This is a genomic window from Anabaenopsis sp. NIES-4685, assembly GCF_059725405.1.
On sequence record NZ_AP043602.1, the window covers coordinates 4,223,574 to 4,249,060 of the forward strand.

General features: G+C 43.3%; 13 protein-coding genes, 4 pseudogenes and 1 CRISPR repeat array. Of the genes and pseudogenes, 12 read left to right on the forward strand and 5 right to left on the reverse strand.

Annotated features, from left to right (window positions below):
• Positions 1–667: 667 nt before the first annotated feature.
• The 5 genes and pseudogenes from AC6IZ0_RS18230 to AC6IZ0_RS18250 all read left to right on the forward strand — a co-directional run.
• A pseudogene (locus tag AC6IZ0_RS18230) lies at positions 668–1,570 on the forward strand (WD40 repeat domain-containing protein); the annotation flags it as partial.
• A 698-nt stretch (positions 1,571–2,268) separates the two neighbouring features.
• Positions 2,269–3,825, forward strand: coding sequence for an AAA-like domain-containing protein (locus AC6IZ0_RS18235; RefSeq protein WP_497724260.1), 1,557 nt, complete (start codon positions 2,269–2,271; stop codon positions 3,823–3,825).
• Positions 3,826–3,899: 74 nt separating this feature from the next.
• Positions 3,900–4,129, forward strand: a pseudogene (locus tag AC6IZ0_RS18240) (DUF433 domain-containing protein).
• Positions 4,126–4,251 carry a DUF5615 family PIN-like protein gene (locus AC6IZ0_RS18245; protein WP_271760028.1) on the forward strand — a complete coding sequence of 42 codons (126 nt, stop codon included), beginning with the start codon at positions 4,126–4,128 and terminating at the stop codon, positions 4,249–4,251. Before AC6IZ0_RS18240 ends, AC6IZ0_RS18245 begins: the two are co-directional and overlap by 4 nt.
• Before the next feature lie 243 nt (positions 4,252–4,494).
• Positions 4,495–5,100 (forward strand): metal-independent carbonic anhydrase family protein, encoded by a 606-nt coding sequence (locus tag AC6IZ0_RS18250; RefSeq protein WP_497724262.1) that lies wholly within the window; start codon positions 4,495–4,497, stop codon positions 5,098–5,100.
• Positions 5,101–5,602: 502 nt separating this feature from the next.
• Positions 5,603–6,151: direct repeats of the CRISPR family, unit length 37 nt; unit sequence GTTTCAATCCCTGATAGGGATTATAGGTAATTGTGAC.
• 273 nt (positions 6,152–6,424) lie between these two features.
• On the opposite strand, the gene AC6IZ0_RS18255 is transcribed toward AC6IZ0_RS18250, so the two are convergent.
• Together AC6IZ0_RS18255 and AC6IZ0_RS18260 are read right to left on the reverse strand one after the other, a co-directional pair.
• Complete coding sequence (locus AC6IZ0_RS18255) at positions 6,425–9,751, reverse strand: Swt1 family HEPN domain-containing protein (protein WP_497724264.1); 3,327 nt, start codon at positions 9,749–9,751, stop codon at positions 6,425–6,427.
• A 342-nt stretch (positions 9,752–10,093) separates the two neighbouring features.
• Entirely contained in the window at positions 10,094–12,973 is a 2,880-nt protein-coding gene (locus tag AC6IZ0_RS18260; protein WP_497724266.1) for a DUF1156 domain-containing protein, read from the reverse strand.
• A gap of 86 nt (positions 12,974–13,059) precedes the next feature.
• Here AC6IZ0_RS18260 and AC6IZ0_RS18265 point away from each other — a divergent pair, with 86 nt between their 5' ends.
• The 4 genes from AC6IZ0_RS18265 to AC6IZ0_RS18280 all read left to right on the forward strand — a co-directional run bounded on the left by AC6IZ0_RS18265 (position 13,060) and on the right by AC6IZ0_RS18280 (position 16,534).
• Entirely contained in the window at positions 13,060–13,203 is a 144-nt protein-coding gene (locus AC6IZ0_RS18265) for a hypothetical protein (protein ID WP_497724267.1), read from the forward strand.
• A 29-nt stretch (positions 13,204–13,232) separates the two neighbouring features.
• Positions 13,233–14,210, forward strand: coding sequence for a DUF4351 domain-containing protein (locus AC6IZ0_RS18270; protein ID WP_497724269.1), 978 nt, complete (start codon positions 13,233–13,235; stop codon positions 14,208–14,210).
• A gap of 178 nt (positions 14,211–14,388) precedes the next feature.
• A complete protein-coding gene (locus AC6IZ0_RS18275; protein ID WP_497724270.1) occupies positions 14,389–15,390 on the forward strand; it encodes a DUF4351 domain-containing protein in 1,002 nt (333 codons plus the stop codon).
• A gap of 178 nt (positions 15,391–15,568) precedes the next feature.
• Positions 15,569–16,534 (forward strand): DUF4351 domain-containing protein, encoded by a 966-nt coding sequence (locus tag AC6IZ0_RS18280; protein ID WP_497724272.1) that lies wholly within the window; start codon positions 15,569–15,571, stop codon positions 16,532–16,534.
• Between the two features lie 397 nt (positions 16,535–16,931).
• Here AC6IZ0_RS18280 and AC6IZ0_RS18285 read toward each other — a convergent pair whose 3' ends face one another.
• From AC6IZ0_RS18285 to era, 3 genes are read right to left on the reverse strand one after another with little or no spacing between them, the layout of a single operon-like run.
• Entirely contained in the window at positions 16,932–19,151 is a 2,220-nt protein-coding gene (locus AC6IZ0_RS18285; protein ID WP_497724274.1) for a protein NO VEIN domain-containing protein, read from the reverse strand.
• On the reverse strand, positions 19,117–20,454 hold the full coding sequence (locus tag AC6IZ0_RS18290) for a DEAD/DEAH box helicase (RefSeq protein ID WP_497724276.1): 1,338 nt from the start codon (positions 20,452–20,454) through the stop codon (positions 19,117–19,119). The genes AC6IZ0_RS18285 and AC6IZ0_RS18290 overlap by 35 nt, the downstream gene beginning before the upstream one ends.
• Before the next feature lie 56 nt (positions 20,455–20,510).
• The gene (gene era / locus AC6IZ0_RS18295) at positions 20,511–21,485 is read right to left on the reverse strand and encodes a GTPase Era (RefSeq protein WP_497724277.1); all 975 of its coding nucleotides are present in this window, start codon (positions 21,483–21,485) and stop codon (positions 20,511–20,513) included.
• Between the two features lie 360 nt (positions 21,486–21,845).
• On the opposite strand from era, the gene AC6IZ0_RS18300 reads away from it, so the two are divergent.
• The 3 genes and pseudogenes from AC6IZ0_RS18300 to ltrA form a co-directional block, all read left to right on the forward strand.
• Positions 21,846–23,222, forward strand: a complete 1,377-nt coding sequence (locus tag AC6IZ0_RS18300) for a carotenoid oxygenase family protein (protein WP_497724278.1) — start codon at positions 21,846–21,848, stop codon at positions 23,220–23,222.
• A gap of 124 nt (positions 23,223–23,346) precedes the next feature.
• A pseudogene (locus tag AC6IZ0_RS18305) lies at positions 23,347–23,418 on the forward strand (IS200/IS605 family transposase); the annotation flags it as partial.
• 712 nt (positions 23,419–24,130) lie between these two features.
• Positions 24,131–25,339 (forward strand): annotated as a pseudogene (ltrA, locus tag AC6IZ0_RS18310) (group II intron reverse transcriptase/maturase); the annotation flags it as partial.
• Between the last annotated feature and the right edge of the window lie 148 nt (positions 25,340–25,487).

Genomic DNA, 25,487 nt, shown 5'->3' on the forward strand with positions numbered 1-25,487 from the left:
TGACACACTGGTAAGTTACTGGTATAGGTACTTTAATAATTCTTGACAATTACCTTTACACGTGACAAGTATTGGGTGACACGTCATTATATAATGCCTCCAATACTAAATTAACTACCAGTGGTAACCTAAGATGAACGAGCCACAACCAGGGAAATTTGATGTAGTACTAGGTGGTACTGGTAACGCTCCAGAAAATGCCCTGGTCTTAGGGGGAATCCAAGGGGCGCAGCAGAGATATAAGAACCCTAACCCCAATGTGAGGATAAATGCCATATCCCAAGCCCTCAACTATGGGGAAGATGGGGTTAACTTACTTCTCCAAGCTTTAACTACAGATGAATCAACCGATGTCAAGGATGCGGCTTATAATCTTCTGTCCTCTAGAGATAATAAGTCTATTCAGGTCATTGATGCTTTAAAAGCTTATGAACTATCTCCGTCGCGACAGAGATATAAGAACCCTGACCCCAAGGTGAGGATAAATGCGATATCCCAAGCCTTGAACTATGGGGATGATGGGATTAATTTAGTTCTCCAAGCTTTAACCACAGATGAATCAGATGATGTCAAGTATGTCGCTTATAATCTCCTGCGATCTAAAGACAATAAGTCTATTCAGGTTATTGATGCTTTACAAGCTTATGAACTATTTTTATGGCGGGAGATAGCTACACTCACCAGACATTCAGATGGGGTTCGTTCAGTAGCCTTCAGCCCGGATGGTAAAACATTAGCTTATGGGAGTGGGAGTGTTTTCGTCGATTCCGAAAAGACCATCCGACTGTGGGATGTAGCAACCCAAGAGGAAATCGCCACCCTCAGAAGACATTCAGGTACGGTTCGTTCAGTAGCCTTCAACCCGGATGGTAAAACCTTAGCTTCTGGGAGTGGGGATAAAACCATAAAACTGTGGGATGTAGCAACCCAAGAAGAAATCGCCACCCTCAGAAGACATTCAGGTTCTGGGGTTAGTTCAGTAGCCTTCAGCCCGGATGGTCGTACTTTAGCCTCTGCAGGTGCATATAGGGATAACACCATCAAACTGTGGAAAATCGCCACCCGTCGGAAAATCGCCACCCTCACCAGAAATTCAGATTCGGTTCGTTCAGTAGCCTTCAGCCCAGATGGTAAAACCTTAGCCTCTGGGAGTTTAGATAAAACCATCCGACTGTGGGATGTAGCAACCCAAGAGGAAATCGCCACTCTCACCGGACATTCAAAAGGGGTTCGGTCTGTAGCATTCAGCCCGGATGGTCGCACATTAGCTTCTGGGAGTAATGATAAAACCATCCGACTGTGGGATGTAGCAACCCAAGAGGAAATCGCCACTCTCACCGGACATTCATGTCACGTTAGTTCAGTAGCTTTCAGCCCGGATGGTCGCACATTAGCCTCTGGGAGTAATGATAAAACCATCCGACTGTGGGATGTCGCCACGGGAAGGAAAATCGCCACCCTCACAGGACATTCAAATTGGGTTGATTCAGTAGCCTTCAGCCCGGATGGTCGCACATTAGCCTCTGGGAGTAGGGATAAAACCATCAAATTGTGGCAAAGGCGTTATTAATCCACACCCACAATCTTTAATTAATCATATTGACCTTCCTAGAACTCACTTTTCAGGGTTCTGACGATTAACTTCCGATCAGTAGCGAACTGCTTGCAGCAGCGCTTCGCGATCGCTCAAAAATAATCAAGAAATCAGGTTAAAATGCCCGAAACTCATAGATAATATTTGGTTGATTCTGTCAATGCGTAAGTCCTAATATAATAGGGTGATATCAAGTATTGAATTGAGACTATTGCCGACGCGAAAACCAAGCAATGATGGTGGTAGTCTTTTTCAGAAACTTAATTGGAACACAATCGCGTCTGGCTAAGGCGTGTAAGTCTACACCAGGGATAACCGCTCCCATACCCCCTTTGAAGTAGAAAGTAAAGTCTAGCTTTGTCTAGGTTTTATATAGCAGCTATTAATTAAAGTGTCCTTTCCCCGGATATTGAAGGAGAAAGCTTTCAGCAATATCCATCCCTTTTTGCCAAATCATTAAGTCTTTAAAATCATTAATATCTGACATTCTTTCTGTTCCCTGTTCCCTTTCCTCACTGATAATTTCTCAAGTCAAATAGGATGACTATATAAAACTGAGATTAAATGAGATTAAAATTTATTATAGCTTCTTTCAAGGATAAAAACTAATGTCAGATCATAATTTTCCCAAATAAATGTGTAAACTTAAAGAGTTCACCTATTATCAAAATTTTATGACTCGCTGGTTTAATATTGCAGGTCCATGTTCAAACGATATCCACTATGTTCTATCTCCCACAGTCAGATTACCAGACTTACAGGCGTTAATTCAACAACGTAGTTATTTTGTCCTACACGCACCACGACAAACAGGGAAAACCACCGCCATGTTATCCCTAGCAAAACAACTGACTGATGCCGGAAATTATGCGGCAGTTATGGTATCTGTAGAAGTAGGCAGTGCATTTAATCATGATCCTACCACCGCAGAATTAGCGATTTTAGGAACTTGGTATGATACAATAAATATTCGTTTACCCAAAGAATTACAACCACCTGTTAAACAATGGCAACAGGAAGAACCAGGAAGCAGAATTAAGGCTTTTTTATCAGCTTGGGCAACATCTTTAAACCGCCCTTTAGTATTATTTATAGATGAAATTGATTCTTTAGAAGATCAAACATTAATATCAGTTTTAAGACAGTTAAGAGATGGTTTTCCTAACCGTCCAGAAAATTTTCCCTCATCGGTAGGATTAATTGGTTTACGAGATGTGCGAGACTATAAAGTAGCATCGGGAGGTAGTGATAGATTAAATACATCTAGTCCTTTTAATATTAAAGTTGCTTCTCTGACTATGCGAAATTTTAATCTTGCAGAAGTAGGAGAATTATATCAACAACATACAGCAGCAACAGGGCAAATTTTCACACCAGAAGCAATAGAAACAGCTTATGATTTAACCCAAGGACAACCTTGGTTGGTGAATGCTTTAGCTAAAGAAATTGTAGAAAAAATGGTAAAAGATAGAAGTATTGCTATTACAAAAGAACATATTTTAACAGCTAAGGAAATATTAATTGCTCGTCAAGATACTCATTTAGATAGTTTAGCGGAAAGACTCAGGGAAAAACGAGTTAAAAATATTATTGAACCCATTTTAGCAGGGCAAACATTACCGGATACCTTAGCAGATGATCGCCAATCTTTAATAGATTTAGGATTATTAAGACGTGACCCCAGGGGAGGATTAGTTATTTCTAATCCCATATATCGGGAAGTAATTCCCCGTGTTTTAGTCCAAGGAACTCAGGATAGTTTACCTTTAATTAGTCCTAGTTGGTTGACTGTAAATGGTGAATTAAATATAGATGGTTTATTAACTGCATTTCTCAAATTTTGGCGACAACATGGAGAACCTTTATTAAGTAGTGCTGCTTACCATGAAATTGCACCCCATATTGTATTAATGGCTTTTTTGCATCGTGTGGTTAATGGTGGAGGGGTTTTAGAAAGAGAATATGCGATCGGTAGCGATAGAATGGATTTATGTTTGCGTTATAAAGATGTTATTTTAGGAATTGAATTGAAAGTGTGGAGAGATAAAAAAGGCGATCCGCAAGGTGATGGAATTGAACAGTTAGAATCTTATTTAGGGCGTTTGGGTTTAGATTTTGGTTGGTTATTTATCTTTGATAGGCGGAAAAATGCCTTACCAATGGAAGAAAGGTTATCAACTGAAGTTGTGGTGACAGAAAATCAATATAGAATTACTGTGATTAGAGCTTGAGTGTTTGCAAAACTCACTGTTTTTAGCAGAAATAAATGGTATGATAAAATTAATAAAAATGCCCTCGTCACATCATGAATTACAGAGACTATATCATAATTGAACCCAATAAACGTGGTGGTAAGCCTTGGTACGTGGCTTGCGAATCACAGTTTATGAGGTGCTTGAATACCTAGCTTCGGAAATGACAGAAGAAGAAATTCTTGAGGATTTTCCCGACCTAACGCGAGAAGATTTAAAGGCTTGTATTGCTTATGCGGCTGATCGTGAACGTCGGTTAATGATTTCGACTTTATCAGCATGAAATTACTATTTGATGAAAACTTATCTCCTAAATTATCCACCTGTTTGAGAGATATTTTTCCAGACTCCCTTCATGTTCGAGATGTAGGAATGAAAGCAACAATAGAGTTTGTGAAATTATAGACAAATCTACATGGAAACGATACATCATTTAATAGACTCATAATATTTTCAATGTGTTCCCACTCGCTGGGGACATTAATCGAATGGAAACTGGGCAGACAATAATCCTCCTCTTTTAAATTCTTTATGGTTCCCACTCGCTGGGGACATTATTTGAATGGAAACAAAACACTAGAAAAAATTGCTTGTATAATGTGGTTTAATGTGGTTTAATGTGATCGTTAAGAGGTTTTTTTTATAAGTATGGGAATCAATCTTTCCGTCACCGCTGCTGCTATGGCGTTTTTAGCTGCTACTCCGTCAATAGCTCAAGCTCAAGTTAATAACATCATCCTTAATTCCAACTCATCAACCCCTTCAACTTCAGTAGTCAATATGACCATCACTGAGTCTGAAGTTCTGGCAGCCCAAAAAGCCTGGGGAGATGCATTAGTCGCCATCTCTACCACCTACGATGAGAAGGGAAAAGCCGCAGCTAAGGCATTAGCCGGGGAGATTATTGATCAAGCCTATGGTTACCAGATGGGTGCAGTGCTGTTCAAGCCAACTCTGGCAGAAGCACCACAGACTTTCCGCACAACACGCGAAGGTGCATTGGCTTATTTCGTGGGCGACGATTCTTCTTTCCCTAATGATACTGGCTTTGCGCTCAAAGGATGGCGAAAGGTAGAAATTCGCAACGCTGGAATCTTCATTGTTGGTAATGTAGCTACAACAATGGGCAATGTCTTAGTTACTGACAAGACTGGTAAAGTAACCACAGTGGACAAAACCTGGAAGTTCATTAAGGATGACAATGGTAAACTGCGTATTGTAGTACACCATTCTTCCCTGCCTTACAAAAATTAAAATCACCTGTTTCATCAGCTGGTTTCAATCCCTGATAGGGATTATAGGTAATTGTGGCGGGTATGGGGATATATTAGACCGCGATCGCCTACTGTAGTTTCAATCCCTGATAGGGATTATAGGTATAGCAACCGCCAAGGTAATTAGGACATTCACTATTCCCTATCCCCTATCCCCTATCCCCTATTCCCTATTCCCTACTCACTATTCCCTACTCACTATTCCCTACTCACTATTCCCTGTTCCCTGTTCCCTTAAAACCATAATGATGATGTCCTAACCAATATGTCCGTTGCTATAATTGTGACTGTTTATTATGTGTCGTTCAACTAATCACATTTTGATTGATCTCCCCAACCCCCCTTAAAAAGGGGGCTAAATTATTTGGAGAAAGTGTTTAGGGTTAAATGCGTAAAGGGTAGCTACCGCCTTTAAAAAGGGGGGCTAAATTCTTTAAAGTCCTCCTTGAAAAGGGTGATAGTGTTGAAAATGTTGGTAACAAGTTTGAATCCCTGATAGGGATTATAGGTAATTGTGACCAAAACAGGTACAAGTGTTTGATGCAACATCATAGGTTTCAATCCCTGATAGGGATTATAGGTAATTGTGACACGCGCCGGGTGGGAGTAGCGTCATCTCTTACAGACTTAGGTTTCAATCCCTGATAGGGATTATAGGTAATTGTGACACCTGAGGACAGCGACAGAGGGCTGGTACTACCTCCAGGTTTCAATCCCTGATAGGGATTATAGGTAATTGTGACACACCAATGGTAAATTTGAGTTTCCCATTATTACGTTGTTTCAATCCCTGATAGGGATTATAGGTAATTGTGACAACCCACTTAATCCCATTTTGTAGATATCCTAAGTTTCAATCCCTGATAGGGATTATAGGTAATTGTGACTCTTTTTTTGTCTTGCCATCATTCTGATTGCAGAAGTTTCAATCCCTGATAGGGATTATAGGTAATTGTGACATTGTAGAAACCACAGCTACCACTGCTATTACGTTGTTTCAATCCCTGATAGGGATTATAGGTAATTGTGACTGCCACACTGGGAGACATTGATATATTTGGTTTTCAAGGTTCTGATCCGTCAACCTAGAGATAATATAACTTTTCAGATATCCTGGTGTCAAGAGTAGCATCAAAAAAAATCCCTCAAACCTTTATCTGGTAAGACTTGCCGAGAATGCGTCAACCTCAAAACCACTAAAAACACTGGAAACTTAGACTATACAAAGGTTCTGATGCGGGAAATTGTCAATCTAATTTTGACACCTACTGGTTGACGCACAAGAGCAGCCAAGAGCGGTTTTGTTACTCCTCCTCAAAATTGTAAGTTTTAAACTTGAGACTCCGGCAATTTTCGGTGACGGTGCGAATTAGATGCTCTGGGATTCCATCAGGTAATTGCACCTGAATATCTAGAGTGACTTGGATATCTGCACCGACTAAACCCCCCAGATGTTGGACAATTTCGCTAGTTACTTGTTCAGCATCCCGAATGACCCGCTGGGGGTCTAAATTGACGGAGCCATAAAAACGCCGCAGTTTTGGAGGGGGTGGGGAAGGGGTGTATTCTGTTACCGGTTCTTTTACTGATTTAGTAGAATTACTGGGGTTAATATTAGTTGGGTTTGGAGTTGGTGGGGTTGGGGGTTGTAGTACAGCTGTATCTTGCTGTAGTTGCTGCTCTGCAACCTCGGCTTTAACTAACCAACTTTGGCTGCTGAGGGTAGCTGTAATCCCTTCACAGGCTTTTAACCCTAAATAGCGTCCCTTAGCTTGATCGTAGCCGCTGGCGTAGGCGAAGTATTCTTTCCACAGTAAGGCTGCTACTCCTTCTTGAACAGCATTGAGTAACACTTGTTCATCTTTGATGCGGGGTAGATAGAGATATTGGGTAAAGTATTTCCACAGTGTTTTTAAGTCAACATGATCGGCGTTAGACCAGATATAAGAGTCAAGGATTTCTAGACGCAGACGGGAAGGGGAATACTTAAGTATGAGTTGTTCTTCGTGAAGAAATCTCCGACTAGCCCGAATAATGAAAGAATCTTGCCCAGGAATGCGAATTTCTTCCCAAGTTATGGGCTTGTGCGCATCTGGTTGATGGGGAATTAACAGCCATTGATAAGTGTCTTGAAGTAACAGATTGACATTTTTATTAGTTTCCTCTTGCTTTTGTTGAGCTTGATTGGTTTGGGAAACATCTAAGTTTAAAGAGTCTTTTTCTTTAACAATAGAATCCCAGGCTAAAAATTGACAAACATGCTGGACTAAATTATCTAGTTTAGTTTTATCCACCACCAGAAATAAGAGCAAATTCTTACAATAACGGGGACTAGCGCCTTTATAAGAGAGAATTTCTGTCACTTTTTCTAAGGCTGGGCTATCCTTAGCTTTGCTGCTGTGGCTATACTGGGGAGCTAAGACGACTAACCGCACGCCCATGTTTTCTTCATCGGGAACATCAGCGCTAGAACTGGGGGCTATATGCACCCCTGCAAATTCACCCCGCTCTTTATCGGTTCTCAGTCTGCTGATAATTTCTTCCCAAACTCGGTGTATGTCTTCGCTGATTTGTTGAGCGCGGTCTTGCGCGGTGCGGGTGACGTTGGGTTGGGTAGATATCCAATAACGATTACCGTCACTGACATATATATAGGTAGCTTGGTCGCTCAGACGGCGCAGAGCGTCTCCAAAGATGGCTACACTTTCACCGGGGTGGACACAACCGAGTTTAATTCTGCGGTCTTCTAAACCTCGGTTTGCTGCTTGTAAGGTGGGAGCGGAACCTAGGTAAATTGTGCGGGTAACACGGCGACAGGCGGAGTATTTCCCTAGGTTGGTGTTTTGAGCTTCTAAAAGCATGGGGAGGGAGTTGGTCCCATCGACATCTTTTTCAATTACTGGAACCCAGGAATCTTCTAGGTAACGGGTGAGTTCTGACTGTATTTGACTTTCCCCCATGGGGATATTGGCTGGTAATATCATTAAGGAGCGATCGCCTTGTTCCCAGAGTACATTAATGACTTTAGCCATGAGTCGTAATACTCCGCGGGTGCGTTGGAATTTATCTAAGCTAGACCAGTCGTTATAGAGACGGTCAAATAATTCTGGATGAATGGGATAGGCTTGTTTTAAGCGGCGTTCATAGTCAGCTTCTCGACATTCTAGGGGAAATTCCTGGGGTTGATTGCGGTACATTTCGCTAAAAGCGCGTACGACAGCATCACGAGCTACGAATAAGTTAGGGTCTGTGAGGTTTTGAAATAAACGACGACGAACAATCTCAAAACTTTCTTCGGCGCTAGCAGGTCGCCAAGGGGACTCAACCCGACCAATGGCATTTTTTAAGCGGTTGAGGGCTTCTCTACCTTTTTCGCCGCCAACTTCAATATCAGAAGAGGGTATACTGACTACTAATAAGGTGCGGTCTGCATTCTTAGCGGACTCGCTGAGGGTTTGGGCAAAGGTGAAATGGGTATCAAAACTCCCACCGGGTAAAATATTATCATCATGGAGTTGTCGCCCATAGGCTACCCACTCATCAATGAGAATTAAACAGGGAGCATAGCGGTTAAATAAATCTTTGAGAATATCGCCGGGGTTAGTAGCGGTTTCGTCTGTTTCCCGCAACATTTCGTAACCTTCTTTACCGCCCAATTGCCAAGCTATTTCTCCCCAAAGGGTTCTGACTACAGTACCATCTGTTTTTGTCTTTGGTTGACCGGGGGATATTTTGTTACCTACTATCACCGCAGTTTTCACATTCTCTGGTAACTCTGACATCCCGGCGGTGGTTAAAACTGGTTCCAATTCCGGTAGGTCTTTGAGAGGAACACCAAAGCACAGATGATATAATGCTAGCAGAGCGTGGGTCTTACCCCCACCGAAATTAGTTTGTAATTCAATTACTGGGTCACCACCCTGGCCAGAGAATCGCTGTAAGGCGTTCAGCAGAAGTTGTTTAAGTCCCTCGGTTAAATAGGTGCGGCGAAAAAATTCTGTAGGTAAGCGGTACTCGTCGGAACCTTCATCTAGGTAAACTTGCCAAAGATCCGCGGCAAATTCTGCTTCTTGGTAGCGACCGGAAGCAACATCGGGGTGGGGGGTGACTACTTCTCGCCAGGGTTTGAAACCGCTAACGGGATGGGTTTCTATGGAGGTGGCGGCGGCTTTGCGGGTTTCTCGGCGGGCTTGTTCTTCAAAGCGGATGCGTAGGAGTTCTTGTTTTTGCTTTTCTACGTCATCGGCTTCTGGGGCGCAAATGGCGGTCAAAAGACGGTTAATACTATCTAGGGCGCGGTAGGTATCATCTGTGGAGAATGGCTGATTGTCGGCCCAGGCGTTACGGGTGAGCATTAATTCACTCACTAAGCTTCTTTCGGCTTTACCGAGAGTTAGGTTAAATACCTCGTTCCACTGATTCCACATTACCTTGAGGACTTCTGCTACATCCTGCTTGAGCATTTGAGCCACAGGGCGGCGTAGGGTGCGGTCTTCGGAAACGAAGGGAGTAGCAGCAACTACCCACTTATCACCATATTTTGCGCCCATTTCCCTTTCTAAAAAGGGATACAAGCCTTTTTGGAGTAAATCTAAAGCTCTGCCTATTCGTTCCCGGTTGTTGATGGTCATTGTTGGTGTTTACTTAGTATAACTGTTAATTTCTATTTTTGTCAATGACAAGTTATACCCCAAGGTTAAGGGTCTGGTGACGGCTGGGGGTAAGGTCTGGAAATGTTGTTAAGTTTTAGCTATAAGCTAGCACTGGATGTAGAACCACTATATAGTATATTTTGCAACTGTTGCAATGGGCTAATGTTGTGGGGGGCTGGGTGTGGTTGAGATCCGCGACTTGTTTCGGTATGGGGGATGGTTTAGTATAGTTGGTTCAGAAGTCGGGGATCTGGGTGGGGCTGGGTAGGGGGGAATGGTCTAATATAGTTGGTCTAGAAGTCGGGGAGCTGTATAAGGTGGTTAAAACAATTCTCCCTGTAGGTTGTCTGGTCGGCTTTGAGCTGCTAGGCGACAAATTTCTGACCAGGAAATTACCAGACTGTTGTAAGCGGTGGCTTCTTGTGTCCAGGCTTTTTTGTCGCAAATGTTATATAACCGATAGGTTAAATCTTTTAAGATTTCCCACTGACCCTTGTACTGAGATAATACCGCAGCAGCGCCGGTTTCTCCTTTTTTATCTAGGGTGTAGATTAGGTGTTGGGTAATCAACCAATTACACCCCATGAGGTTGCAATTCTCTGGTAATTCTCCCCGGCGCAATAGTCGGACTTTTCCACTTTGAGCAGACAGAATACCCCCATTCACCAACCCTTCAACACTGATATTTTTGGCTTTAGAGAGGGTTTCGGCTTCGCCATAGAGTCCCTCATTAAATTGATGTTGTTCAAACCAGATCAAGGACGAGCGGGTCTCTATGTCAAATTCCCCTTCCTGTTCTGTGAGGTATTCATCTAACATTTGATTAATGAATTGTAGGGCGGTACGTACTTTGATAGCAGAACCGTCAGCGTCTAGGACTTTGGTGTAACGGGAGAAAATACCCATACCGGGGCCTATACTAGCTTGGGCTAAATCCACGGGGGCGATGTTACCTTGTTGCAGTTTTTCCAGTGCTTCTGGGAGTTCCCGCTTGAGTTGTTGGAGAAATTGGCGACGGGTGACGGAGGGGGCGGTTTCTGGACGGGGACGACAGACAAGGACGATGGAGGAGGCCAGGGCGTTGGTTCCCATAGCAACACTTCTAGCACTGCGCTCTGTCCGCATGGGCCAAGTACCGACAATGGTAAAACCGGCTTGGATTAAACCTTCTAGCATGGTTTCCCACCCGGTGGAAGCGGTGACACTTTCGTTATTTTTACTGGTTTCTGTTTCTGACTGTTTAAAGGCGTAATAAATAGTAACTGGATATTCAGGATGTGCGGTTTCTCGCATTCTCCTAAAAGCTTGACCTAAACCAGTTTCAAAAAATTCTTTAGCTTTTTGTTTATCACCGCCAAATCTGTAGGGGGTGGCGACTAGTTCTTCTGTTTTGGGTACTAGTATGGTACTGCAAATTTGTGGGTAAAGTTTGCCAATGGAACGGCGCAGCCAGATATAAAAGAAGTCGGCTAAGTCTGCATAGCCGATGTTATCAAAATAAGGGGGGTCGGTGGAGATTAAAGGATGCAAAATATTTTGAGTTAATTTATTTATTGCATTATTTTGTCGGGAAGTTGCATTGATTGATATAGAGTAACTTTTTTCAATTACTTCTCTAATTCCTTTAAGTGTGATGGTTAAATCTCCCGCAGCTTGGGCAAATGTATTAACCTCTACAAAATCCCAAACCATTGGAATTGCTTGTTTGGTAAATGCGTGCGCTGCTTGGTCTCTATGATTACTCCAGGTTACATTTGAACAGTTATAATCTGTTAATTTTGATAAAGCAAACCCTAAGTAAGTGGCGACAGCATCGGCGTAAGCTGTCGCACCTGTACCCCCCTGGGAAAGTGGTAAGTTATCATCAGGGATACCCGCAGCTAGAGCATCGAGTTTGACCTGTTCTCTGGCGGTGGTGACTAAATCGCTGAAGGTGGTTAAGGCGACAAGCTGACGGGGGGTGAAAAGGTCGCCATAAGTACGCATTCCATAATTTGGTGTTTTAAAATCTCGCGGATTGTGTGGTAAATTTACCTCTGGTTGCCATTGTGGCTGTGCTGACAAAGCCACTTTGATATGTTCCTCATTGGGGGGAAGATACAGGCGTTGCTTTTTACCTTCTGCGACAATAGCCATTAACTGAGTCTGCATTCTTCCTGCTTTCCCCTCCTGGCGGATGTGGTCAAAGGGTACTGGTGTATTACAACAAACACACATCGCCCCTCTGCGGTTAACAGTTCCCTCCCGTGGTGTTCCTTCCCCGGTTTTGACTGTAAAAGTAACTGTGGGGGGTTGGTGACTGCTATCAATTACCGGTTCTACCCAAGCTTCCTTACCCTTTTTGGTGGATAATTGAAAAGACCTAACTAAGGGCATTTGCGCCCCACAAGCGGGGTTAGGACATTTCACAGTCCGCGCCCACAACCAAGCAATTACGGTTGCTTCCCCTCCCCCATACTCCTGGGGTAGGGTGACTTTGGGGTATAAATGGCCAATAGTTTTAAAGGCTTTCTCCCGCATCCATTCGCCATAGTAGCGCACATCAGCAGCTAACCCCTGCGCGCCGTACCATTTAGCGGTTTTCTGTCTTTGTGCTTGGGGGTTGATGGGGGGTTGATCGTGAAATTTGGGGGGAATTTCAATGAGGGCTTTAGTAATTAGCACCGCCACGGGGTTAATATCACTACCATGGGCGACTAAACCTAGGCGTTGTCCTTCTAGGGGTATGGAACCACCGCCACAGAAGGGGTCATAAACGGGGGGTGCGTAGGTTTGTAAATATGTACGTACTTCTGCGGGGTCTGTGGGTGGTGTTTCGTTGCGACTCCAGGCTAAACAACGGGCGATTTCTTTTTGGGCGGTTTGGATAATTTCCGGTTTGTTGATACTGTCCCAGGATACTAAACCTTGTACTACTTGCTCTTGTTTACCTTTTTTTTCTAGGGTAGCAATTTTGCCAATGATATCAAATAGGCGTTGTCTTTCTTGTGCTTGGTCTGCTTCTGTGGGGAATTTATCGGGGTGACTAGAGGGGTCATCGACTAAGGAAGCAAATAATACGGCGCGACAGGTGGCTAAAGGTCGCCTGACCCACCATAAATGGAGTGTGGAAGGATGTCCGTGTCTGATGGATTTTTCCCTGGCTGATTCTTGGTTGATGGCTTCTAGGGGTAGGGCGACTTCGATTAATTTTTTGTTCATTGTGGGAAACAGGGAAAGTATTTTACAGGATAATATCAGTAGGAAGTGAGAATAAGAGCCAGGGAACAGGGAACAGGGAACAGGGAATGGGGAATGGGGAATGGGGAATGGGGAATGGGGAATGGGGAATGGGGAACAGGGAACAGGGAACAGGGAATGGGGAACAGGGAACAGGGAACAGGGAACAGGGAATGGGGAATGGGGAATGGGGAAAGGATATTACAGGATAATATCAGTAGGAACCGAGAATAAGTAACCGATGACTGTAGTCAGAGCTAATTACGATGAACCATGGAAGGAAGCTTTAGACCAATACTTTGATAGTTTCTTAGCTTTCTTCTTTCCTAGTGCCTATGATGCCATAGATTGGACACACACCCCAGAATCATTAGATAAGGAACTGCAAGAAATTACTGCTTCATCGACTAGCCAAACTTACATTGCAGATAAACTGTACAAGGTATGGTTATTAGATAAACAACCGGCTTGGATATTAATACATATTGAGGTTCAAAGTCAGTATGACACGGACTTTCAACAACGGATGTATATTTACAATTACCGTGCTTTTGATTTGTATCGTCAATTCGTGGTAGGTCTGGCAATTTTAGGAGATACTGATAATAACTGGCGACCCAACAGTTACCAAGACCGGATGTTAGATTGTGAGTTAAGGTTTCAATTTCCTATAGCTAAACTTTTAGATTATGAATCTGTGTGGGATGAGTTGGAGGTTAATCCTAATCCTTTTGCGGTGATTGTCATGGCGCATTTGAAAACCAAGGCGACTACTGGGAACCCTTCTGAGCGGGAAGCATGGAAGTGGCGAATTATTAGGGGATTGTATGAACGGGGATTAACTAAGACGGATGTCATCAGGCTATTTAAGATTATTGATACAATGATGACATTGCCGAAGGAGTTACAAACAGGATTGGTAAGGAAAATTAGGAGCTTGGAGGAGGAGAGAAAAATGCCTTTAATCAGTCCGACGGAACAACTCGCAATGGAACGGGGTCTTGAACGGGGTCTTGAACGGGGTCTTGAACGGGAGCAACAGCTGATTATTAAACTTCTCAATCGCCGCTTGGGACGGGTGGAAGCATCCCAACTGGAAGCAATTTATACGTTGGATTTTGACGGGTTAGATTTACTGGGTGAGGCGCTGTTAGATTTCTCCTGTGTTGCTGATTTGCAGCAGTGGTTAGAAAATATCCCACCGGAACCAGGGAATTAATTCCCTGGCTAAAAGCTCAAGTCGGTTTAAACCGACTGATTTTTTACATAGATAGCCTGTAGTTTTACATACATAGCTGCTTGCATAATGTTAAGGTTTTATTTGAGCCAATTATTCTTTGGTAATGGGGAAACTATCTTAGAGGATAATTTCAGTAGGAACCGAGAATAAGTAACCGATGACTGTAGTCAGAGCTAATTACGATGAACCATGGAAGGAAGCTTTAGACCAATACTTTGATAGTTTCTTAGCTTTCTTCTTTCCTAGTGCCTATGATGCCATAGATTGGACACACACCCCAGAATCATTAGATAAGGAACTGCAAGAAATTACTGCTTCATCGACTAGCCAAACTTACATTGCAGATAAACTGTACAAGGTATGGTTATTAGATAAACAACCGGCTTGGATATTAATACATATTGAGGTTCAAAGTCAGTATGATACGGACTTTCAACAACGGATGTATATTTACAATTACCGTGCTTTTGATTTGTATCGTCAATTCGTGGTAGGTCTGGCAATTTTAGGAGATACTGATGATAACTGGTCACCCAACAGTTACCAAGACCGGATGTTAGATTGTGAGTTGCGGTTTCAATTTCCTATAGCGAAACTTCTAGATTATGAATCTGTGTGGGATGAGTTGGAGGTTAACTCTAATCCTTTTGCGGTGATTGTCATGGCGCATTTGAAAACTAAGGCGACTACTGGGAACCCTTCTGAGCGGGAAGCATGGAAGTGGCGAATTATTAGGGGATTGTATGAACGGGGATTAAGTAAGACGGATGTCATCAGGCTATTTAAGATTATTGATACAATGATGACATTGCCGAAGGAGTTACAAACAGGATTGGTAAGGAAAATTAGGAGCTTGGAGGAGGAGAGAAAAATGCCTTTAATCAGTCCGACGGAACAACTCGCAATGGAACGGGGAGAACAGCGGGGTCTTGAACGGGGTCTTGAACGGGGTCTTGAACGGGGTCTTGAACGGGAACAACAGCTGATTATTAAACTTCTCAATCGCCGCTTGGGAGGGGTGGAAGCATCCCAACTGGAAGCAATTTATACGTTGGATTTTGACGGGTTAGATTTACTGGGTGAGGCGCTGTTAGATTTCTCCTGTGTTGCTGATTTGCAGCAGTGGTTAGAAAATATCCCACCGGAACCAGGGAATTAATTCCCTGGCTAAAAGCTCAAGTCGGTTTAAACCGACTGATTTTTTACATAGATAGCCTGTAGTTTTACATACATAGCTGCTTGCATAATGTTAAGGTTTTATTTGAGCCAATTATTCTTTGGTAATGGGGAAACTATCTTAGAGGATAATTTCAGTAGGAACCGAGAATAAGTAACCGATGACTGTAGTCAGAGCTAATTACGATGAACCATGGAAGGAAGCTTTAGACCAATACTTTGATAGTTTCTTAGCTTTCTTCTTTCCTAGTGCCTATGATGCCATAGATTGGACACGCACCCCAGAATCATTAGATAAGGAACTGCAAGAAATTACTGCTTCATCGACTAGCCAAACTTACATTGCAGATAAACTGTACAAGGTTTGGTTATTAGATAAACAACCGGCTTGGATATTAATACATATTGAGGTTCAAAGTCAGTATGACACGGACTTTCAACAACGGATGTATATTTACAATTACCGTGCTTTTGATTTGTATCGTCAATTCGTGGTAGGTCTGGCAATTTTAGGAGATACTGATAATAATTGGCGACCCAACAGTTACCAAGACCGGATGTTAGATTGTGAGTTGCGGTTTCAATTTCCTATAGCGAAACTTCTAGATTATGAATCTGTGTGGGATGAGTTGGAGGTTAACTCTAATCCTTTTGCGGTGATTGTCATGGCGCATTTGAAAACTAAGGCGACTACTGGGAACCCTTCTGAGCGGGAAGCATGGAAGTGGCGAATTATTAGGGGATTGTATGAACGGGGATTAAGTAAGACGGATGTCATCAGGCTATTTAAGATTATTGATACAATGATGACATTGCCGAAGGAGTTACAAACAGGATTGGTAAGGAAAATTAGGAGCTTGGAGGAGGAGAGAAAAATGCCTTTAATCAGTCCGACGGAACAACTCGCAATGGAACGGGGACTTGAACGGGGTCTTGAACGGGGTCTTGAACGGGAGCAACAGCTGATTATTAAACAATTACATCGCCGCTTGGGAGGGGTGGAAGCATCCCAACTGGAAGCAATTTATACGTTGGATTTTGACGGGTTAGATTTACTGGGTGAGGTTCTGTTAGATTTTTCCTGTGTTGCTGATTTGCAGCAGTGGTTAGAAAGTCAATCGCAGTAATAGGGAACAGGGAACAGGGAACACCGGAACAGGGAATGGGGAATGGGGGAAAGTATTTTTGGTAGGGGGGATGGTCTAATATAGTTGGTATTGATACCGGAGCCAGGGAATTATAGCAGGGGGAAGCCTTGAAACGCTTGAATTTCAATGGTTTTATCTTCTCTTGATGTCCTAACTACCTTGGCGGTTGCTGTAATTCCCTGACTAAAAGCTCAAGTCGGTTTAAACCGACTGAGTTTTTACATAGATAGTTGGTTGATAATGTCAAGCTAAAATTGGCTTGACATCTCCACCCTATAGAGGGATGAGGTATTACAGCGATTTCAGAGCAAAAATAACAGGGTGATTAAAATAAAGCGCACCCTACATCCCCGGGTTTAGAACACCCTGGCTCTGGTCAGGTTTTGGGTAAATTTCCCCGTTCCCACAATTTCTGCCAATTGTAGTTAACGCTGGTAACGTCAAAATCTGGCTCCTTTTCAAAGGGTTGCTGTATATAGCGTAGGATGCAGTCATGATGGCTGGGGGTGGTAATTTCTGGGGATAATGGTACTTGCACTAGTGCTAAAATAAAACCTTCAGGCTTATTCAGGGCGGTGAGAATTTCATTTTTAGTGACTGTAACTGTGTCTGCTCCCATTATGCGCCCTTTAACTTCAATCAACCGCAGCTTTCCTGTACCGGGGATGCGCGATTCTATATCATAGCCACAATTGTCGGCGCTGACATCTTTGGGTTCATAGCCTAACTGGCGTTCTGTATTAATTACTACTTGCATTGCTAGTGTTTCTACTCGCTGTTTTTCTTGGGCGGAGGTGTTGGGATTGGGTTTTTGCTGACCTTGTAGCCGTTGGAGTAATCCCAGGGAGACAATTAAGGACCCACCAATTACTACTGGTGGTAGGGGAGAAAGGCGGCGCTCTTGTTGCAAGTCTTCCATGCGCTTTTGTAACCGCGCTTGGAGTTCATCGGCTCTGCTTCTGGCTTTGGCTGAGTTAATTTTGGCGTTGACTTTCCCGGCGATTTCTTGCTGTTGTAAATCTGCGGCGCGATGGTCCCAATAATTAATTTCTTTAATTAGTCGCTCTTTGACTGCGGCCATGGTTTTGTTTATGAGTTCTTCTTTGTGTTTTTTGACTTCTTGGAGGTGTTGAGGGACGATGTGAGCGATCGCATAGGCTGTTGCTTGTGCTTCAATATGATTAAGTAACCATGACTGTTGTAACATTGGTTCTATCAATGCTTGGTCAGGGTGACTGACTGGCTGATAATTTAAATAAGGAGCATAGCCTGCATTATAAATTTCTCCAGATGCTAGAATTTCCACATACTGCATTCTGCGGGACACCACCCGACGATTACCAGCAGGATCTGTGCGAGCATCTTGGATTGAATGTTCTAAATAAACTAGAGCTTTAATTTGTTCGCTGGGGTCGTTAACATCTAATAAGATACTACCTTGCTTGAGAACATCCCGATGGCGTTCTAAGATCAAATCAATCACTGCATCTAATAGGGGATGACCGGGATAGACTAAGGCCGCCAAGGGCTTACCTGCGATGCTAATTAATTGTTTATCAAAACAAATGCGCTCATAGCGGGTCAAAATTGCATCTCGCGTCCCCACCACACGTCCCCGGTTACAAATGACGGCGGGGACATGGGTAATTTCGTAGCGTTGGGGTTCTCGTTCCCTAATAGTCCCCCCTAACTTCTGAAAAGCGGCTATGAAAAAGGAAGCTACAAAGTGGGGTTGTAATTTTCTGGCATCGGCTCGTTCCATATCTTGGCGAATTTGCCGCACTCTAGAGATGTCCATTGTATCGCGCGCCAAGGCTTTTTCTTCTAGGAGTTTTTGCAACCGTTTAGGGTCGAGACATCCCGTCACAACTTCATTTAACCGGGCTTTAATTTCTGGCGATTCACCGTAGCGAATGGCTTCTATGAGTAATTGTCGCAGCTGCACACCATCAATAGCTGTCCCTAAAACATCAAATACCTTACCCCCCAGAGCTTTTTGTTCATTTTCTAGCTTTTTGAGCAGTGCTAAATAAACATCACCTTCCCTGGTTTCTTTGGCTACCAAGTTCCACAAATGACACACTTCGGTCTGTCCAATGCGGTGGATGCGCCCAAAACGTTGTTCTAAACGGTTGGGGTTCCACGGTAGGTCATAATTAACCATGAGGTGCGCCCGTTGTAAGTTAATACCTTCTCCGGCGGCATCGGTAGCAATAAGCACTTGGACATCTGGGTCTTGGGTAAAAGCTTCTTGGGATTTGCGCCGTTCTTCGCGCCCCATACTGCCTTGAATTGTAGCGACTGAGTTGGGTTTGCCTAAAAGGTTACTAATTTGCTTGTGTAAGTAATTTAAGGTATCGCGATGTTCTGTAAATATTACCAGTTTGCGGCGATAGCCACGAGCGTCAAACAGTTCGGCTTGATTTTGCAGAATTTGAGAAAGTTCTTCCCATTTTCTATCTTTACCACTGCGACGCACTGCCAAAGCCAACTGCTCTAATTTTTGTAATTGGGAAATTTCCACTTTCAATTCAGTGATAGTCCGCGCTGCTGATGCTTGGTCAACAACTTCTTGTTCTATGGCTTTCGCGTTCATCGCTGGGGGTATCTTCTTCAAATTCGTTGACATCTTCAATGATTCTACTGGATAACTCCAGGGTATCCTGTCCGCGCTTGGATATTTCTTCCTCTCGCAGGCGTTTTTGTAGTCTTTCCCGTCGCCGTCGCAGTGACTGATAAATTGCTTCTGGGGAGGATGCTAAACGCCGTTGTAAAATAGTCAAGGCAAAGCCTACGGTTCCTTTACGTCCTTGATTATCTAAAGCATCAGCGCGGTTAAATTCTTCGCGCACATATTCTGTAACTTGCTTGTATAAAACTGCTTCCTGGCTGGAGAGCTGGTAATCAACTGTATGAGCTTTGCGTTCTGGAAACAAGGGAGTACCGTCAAATTTTAACAAATCTTCTTTAACTAGCCGCCGCATGAGGTCGGAGGTGTCGCACACATGAACCCCATCCCGAAATTTCCCCTCAAAACGGTCTCCATCTAAGAGGGCCATAAATAACTGATAGTCTTCTTCTTTCCCGTTGTGGGGTGTAGCGGTCATCAATAAAAAATGACGGGTAATACTAGACAGGAGTTTACCTAGTTTGTAGCGTTTGGTTTCTCTGACATCTCCGCCAAAAAAAGAAGCCGACATTTTATGGGCTTCGTCACAGATAATTAAATCCCAGTCGGTTTGTGTTAATTTGGCTTGGAGGTCATGACTACGGCTTAATTTATCTAACCGTGCTATGACTAGGGGTATTTCTGCGAGGGCGTTACCGCTGCGAGATGCTTCGATGCGGTCATTGGTGAGAATTTCAAAGTCGAGATGAAATTTCTGGTATAATTCATCTTGCCACTGGGCTGCTAGACTACCAGGACATACTACTAAGCAACGCCGCAGGTCACCGCGCAAATGCAGTTCCGCCATGAGTAAACCCGCCATGATGGTTTTACCTGCTCCGGGGTCATCAGCTAGTAAAAACCGTAACGGCTGGCGGTTGAGCATTTCTCCGTATACGGCGGTAATTTGGTGGGGGAGGGGTTCTACTAATGATGTGTGTACGGCGAGGAGGGGGTCAAACAGATGTGCTAGGCGAATACGATGGGCTTCTGATACTAGCCGCAATAGGTGACCTTCGGCGTTGAAACTCCAGGGGCGCTCTTGAGTAACGATTTCTAATGTATCCTCGTTATGGCGATATAGCAATTCTTGACCGAGGCGACCGCTTGGGTTTTTGTAGGTTAATTCAACCACATCGCTACCAAACCATTTGACATCGACGACTGTGACTACCTGGTTAGGTAAAATTCCTTTAACTGCGCTGGCTTTGGTTAGTTCTTCTAGTCGCATCTAGCATACAGACTTTTTATACTCAAGTGGGCAATATGCCCACATTACAAGGTTATCTATTCTTCTACTCTGTAGCCTAACTCTGCTAAACTCATCCGTGATTGTCGCCATTTTGGCTCTACTTTCACGAATAACTCTAGATAAACTTTACCATCAATCAGCTTTTGAATTTGTTGGCGAGCCTCGCTACCAATGGCTTTGAGCATTGAGCCGCTTTTGCCAATTAGGATACCTTTTTGAGAAGTTCTCTCAACGTGGATGGTAGCCAGTACACGGGTAATACTGGGTGTTTCTTCTACTAAATCAATGGCGATCGCTACTGAGTGAGGAATTTCTTCCCGGGTTAACAGTAAAATTTGTTCCCGAATTAATTCCCCCATGATAAAACGTTCTGGTTGGTCTGTCACCAAGTCCGGGGGATAATAAAATGGTCCGGTCTCTAAATTTTCAATTAATAACTGTTGCAGTTCTGGTAGTCCGGCGCTGGTCTGGGCGGAAAATTTAACTACAGGCCATTGTTGACCTGCGGCTAAAGCTTGATAAGTATCATCAATGCTCTGAGAATCTGGTGGTTGTTGGTCAATTTTATTTACCCCTATAATTACTGGTGTTTGGGTTTTTACCAGTAAATCAGCAATAAAGCGATCGCCTGCACCACAAGCTACTGACCCATCTACGACAAACAAGACTACATCCACGGACTCAATGGCATTTTTAGCATTTCTCACCAGCACTTCCCCCAATTGATGATGGGGTTTATGAATTCCCGGTGTATCGACAAAAATTAACTGTGCGGCTGGGGTAGTTAAAATCCCTCGTAACCGATTACGTGTAGTTTGTGCTACAGGTGATGTAATCGCGATTTTTTGTCCTACTAATTGGTTCATCAAAGTAGATTTACCGACATTGGGGCGACCAATGATGCCAATAAACCCTGATTTAAATTCAGGAGGAGCCTGGGGGATAGATACTTCTCCTGAAACAGAGAAGAGGTTATAATCAGTACTAGTCACCTTTAGCTCCACCGTCATATATTAGAGATGCAATGAGCAACAAACATAATTGAATTCTGGCATTTTCAGGGACTGCCTTTATATAAGTTTAATCTATTTAAGTCTTAGCTGTGAATTTGTTAATTTTCTACTCTTGGGCGATCGCTTGTGAGTCAGAGTCAGATTATATCAAAAACGACAGTTATAGCATTTACCATGCTCGTGAGGTACAATTTTTTTTAGTTTGAGGGAACAGGGAATTGGGAATTGGTGTGTACTTCATGAGCCGGAAAAAGGCTTTATTTCCCAATTATACTAGAAAAATCTGCCGATATTGGGAGAAACAATCACAGCGATCGCTAATATGATCACTTCATCACTTGTTGAGACATAGACACCATGACAACCACACTGAACCCGTATCTCAATTATAACTTTGCCCCGGTGCAAACAGAAATCACCACGCAGGCTTTAGAAGTCATAGGTGAGTTACCCGCCAACCTAACAGGGATGTTTGTCCGTAATGGACCCGATCCCCAGTGGTCACCCATTGGTCAGTATCACTGGTTTGATGGCGATGGAATGTTGCACGGTGTGAGAATTAGGGACGGTGAGGCCACATATTGTAATCGCTACGTGCGCACCAAAGGATGGGAAATAGAACACCAAGCGGGGAAAGCGCTCTGGTCTGGGTTATTAGAACCACCGCAGATGGATAATCCTCATGGTGCCTACAAAAACACTGCCAACACTGCCCTAGTGTGGCACGCGGGGCAAATGTTAGCACTTAACGAAGGGGGTGCGCCTCACGCCATCCAGTTACCAGATTTACAGACAATTGGTGAATACACGTATAATGGTAAGCTGGTTTCTGGCTTTACAGCCCATCCCAAGGTAGACCCAAAGACGGGTGAAATGATGTTTTTTGGTTACTCCTTCGCTCCACCATACTTGCAATATAGCATAGTTTCCGATACAGGCGAAATAGTGCGGACAGTGCCAATTGAGCTACCGATGGGGGTAATGATGCACGATTTTGCCATCACCGAGAACTATACAATTTTTATGGATTTACCCTTAACTTTCAGTATGGAAAGAATGCAAAGGGGGGAACCGGGTTTGATGTTCGAGAGCCATAGACCCAGTCGCTTTGGTATTGTCCCCCGTTATGGGGATAACAGTAATATCCGCTGGTTTGAAAGTTCGCCCTGTTACATATTTCATACACTTAACGCTTACGAAGATGAAGAGGAAATAGTACTCATAGCCTGTCGCATGAACTCGACCACAGTGTTAAAGGTTAATGATTCCCCAACGGACCGAGAAGCAGATATACCGCGTTTATATCGCTGGCGATTTGACCTGAGCAGCGGGAAAGTGCAAGAAGAAATGCTAGATGATGTCCCGGCGGAATTTCCCCGCATTAACGAAAACTTTTTAGGGCAACGAACCCAATACGGTTATGCTGGGAGAATCGGACAAAGGCCTCTCCCGCTATTTAATGGTATAATTAAATACGATTTTAATAATCAGAGATCTCAAACCCATGAATTTGGTTCGGGACGTTATGGCGGTGAAGCAGTATTTGCGCCGAGTGTTAATGCTACAAAGGAAGATGATGGCTGGTTAATTACTTTTGTTTACGATGAGACTTCACAAACTTCGGAACTAGTGATAGTCAACGCCCAAGATGTCACCGCGGGACCCAGAGCGCGGGTACTAATTCCCCAAAGGGTACCTTATGGTTTCCATGGTACTTGGGTTTCTGACCAGTAAACGAGACGCAAGCCCCTGGCTTCAGACATGGGGATAAGTCGATTGCGACTTTAGTCGCATTAAAGCGATTCAGTGGCTTTAGCCACATTCAAGATTACATAAATTACTTCATATAATCTTCATATTTGTGTCTACCGTCGGTGGTGCGCCGTTGTCAGTGATTAAGCAATATATCGAAAACCAAAAGAATGTCTAATTACGGATGTCAACGTGTGATTCGTTCTTCCTAAATGAGTAGAAATGCTCAGGGACGGAAGGCAAGACTGGGTAAAAACCAGACTCTTGTAACTCTGTGTTCATGTGGGTGAGAATCCCACCCCCTAGGTGCAAGGGTGACAGCATCTTCCTTACGGTAGCGACTAGCCATCAATCCGTAAAGCACCGAGGAAAAGGCGTTCTTACTGGGAGCCTAACTTGGTACACGCCGAGCAAAGTACCCATGAGTAGTTAACAAAGATGTGCTTGATAACGTCGTAAGCGTAAACCAGCCAAATCAGGCTGATAGGCTGGAACCAAAAGGTAAAGGATAAGGAGACGGCTATTATTGACTAGACCGTTACGCACTTCCAATAAACCCGGCGTAAAGCATCACTCTAAAGGTACACAGTATGAACACACGGAACGAAGTAACCCCTTGTTAGCTCTTTTAGAAGGTCGAGTCTAGAAGTAGGTGCTAACCGGATGCTGCAAGTGGGAAAGATTGAGTCAGAAGCGAACGCTTAGGGTAATGCCTAAGATATGCTGACAGATTCACGGTGATATGGATGATAAAGTCTCTAGTAGGAATTATGTCTAAAACGAGTGTAAAGACTACGGTAGAATGGAACACGATTAACTGGAAACAGTTAGAACGTCGCGTTTACAAAATCCAAAAACGAATTTATCAAGCCTGAGCCCGTGGTGATGTCAAGGTTGTTCGTGGACTCCAAAAGGTGCTGATGAAGTCCTGGTTAGCCAAAGCTTTGGCGACACGTAGGGTAACTCAAGATAACCAAGGAAAGAAAACCGCCGGAGTTGATGGAGTGAAAGCTTTATCACCCAAGGAAAGATTGGAATTGGTAGATGAGTTAAAGCTAGGGTCAAAACCCAAACCAACCCGGAGAGTCTGGATAGACAAACCCGGAAAGGATGAGAAAAGACCACTAGGAATACCCACGATGTATGATAGGGCATTACAGGCGCTTGTCAAACTGGCATTAGAGCCAGAATGGGAAGCTAAGTTTGAACCCAACTCATATGGATTTAGACCAGGGCGCTCATGCCATGATGCCATACAAGCAATATTCAAATCGATAAATCTCAAACCTAAGTTTGTACTAGATGCCGATATTGCCAAATGTTTTGACAAGATTAACCATCAAGCATTGTTAAAGAAACTCAACACCTATCCTAAACTACGCCGACAAATCAAGGCATGGTTGAAAGCAGGTGTGGTTGATAGCAAAGTCTTATTTTCCACAGAAGAAGGCACACCACAAGGTGGTGTAATATCCCCTCTACTGGCAAATGTAGCCTTACACGGTATGGAAGAAATTCTTAAAGAATATGCTTCAAAATTACCAGGTAAAGGTAAAAGTTCTAAAAAGGAGAAGGCTAAAGCAATATCAATCATAAGATATGCAGATGATTTTGTTATCCTGCATGAAAATTTAGCAGTTATTGAACAATGCAGGGAAATCTTAGTCAAATGGCTAAACGAAATGGGATTGGAATTAAAACCTAGTAAGACCAGATTGGCTCATACCTTGTATGAACACCAAACAGAGAAACCGGGATTTGATTTTCTTGGATTCAATGTGAGGCAATATCCAGTCGGTAAATACAACTCAGGATTAAATCCGCATAAGGAAATACTAGGTTTTAAAACCATCATCACCCCATCTAAGAAATCGGTTAAGAATCATTATGAAAAGATTTCCAACACCATTAAAAGAAACTTACCAACGCCACAATTGGGGTTGATAAGTAAACTTAACCCGATAATTAAGGGATGGTGCAATTACTACTCATCAGCAGTAAGTAAAGAAATCTTCAATAATATCTCTAATCAGGTTTATCAACGGCTTTATAGATGGGCAAAGCGCCGACATCCCAATAAATCCAGCAAATGGATAACTAATAAGTATTGGCATACCATCGGAGACAACAACTGGGAGTTTGCAGTAAATATAGATGAAAAGTTCATCAAACTGTACAGACACCCAGAGAGTCCCATTGTACGTCATATCAAAGTTAAAGGCAACGCCTCACCATTTAACGGTGATT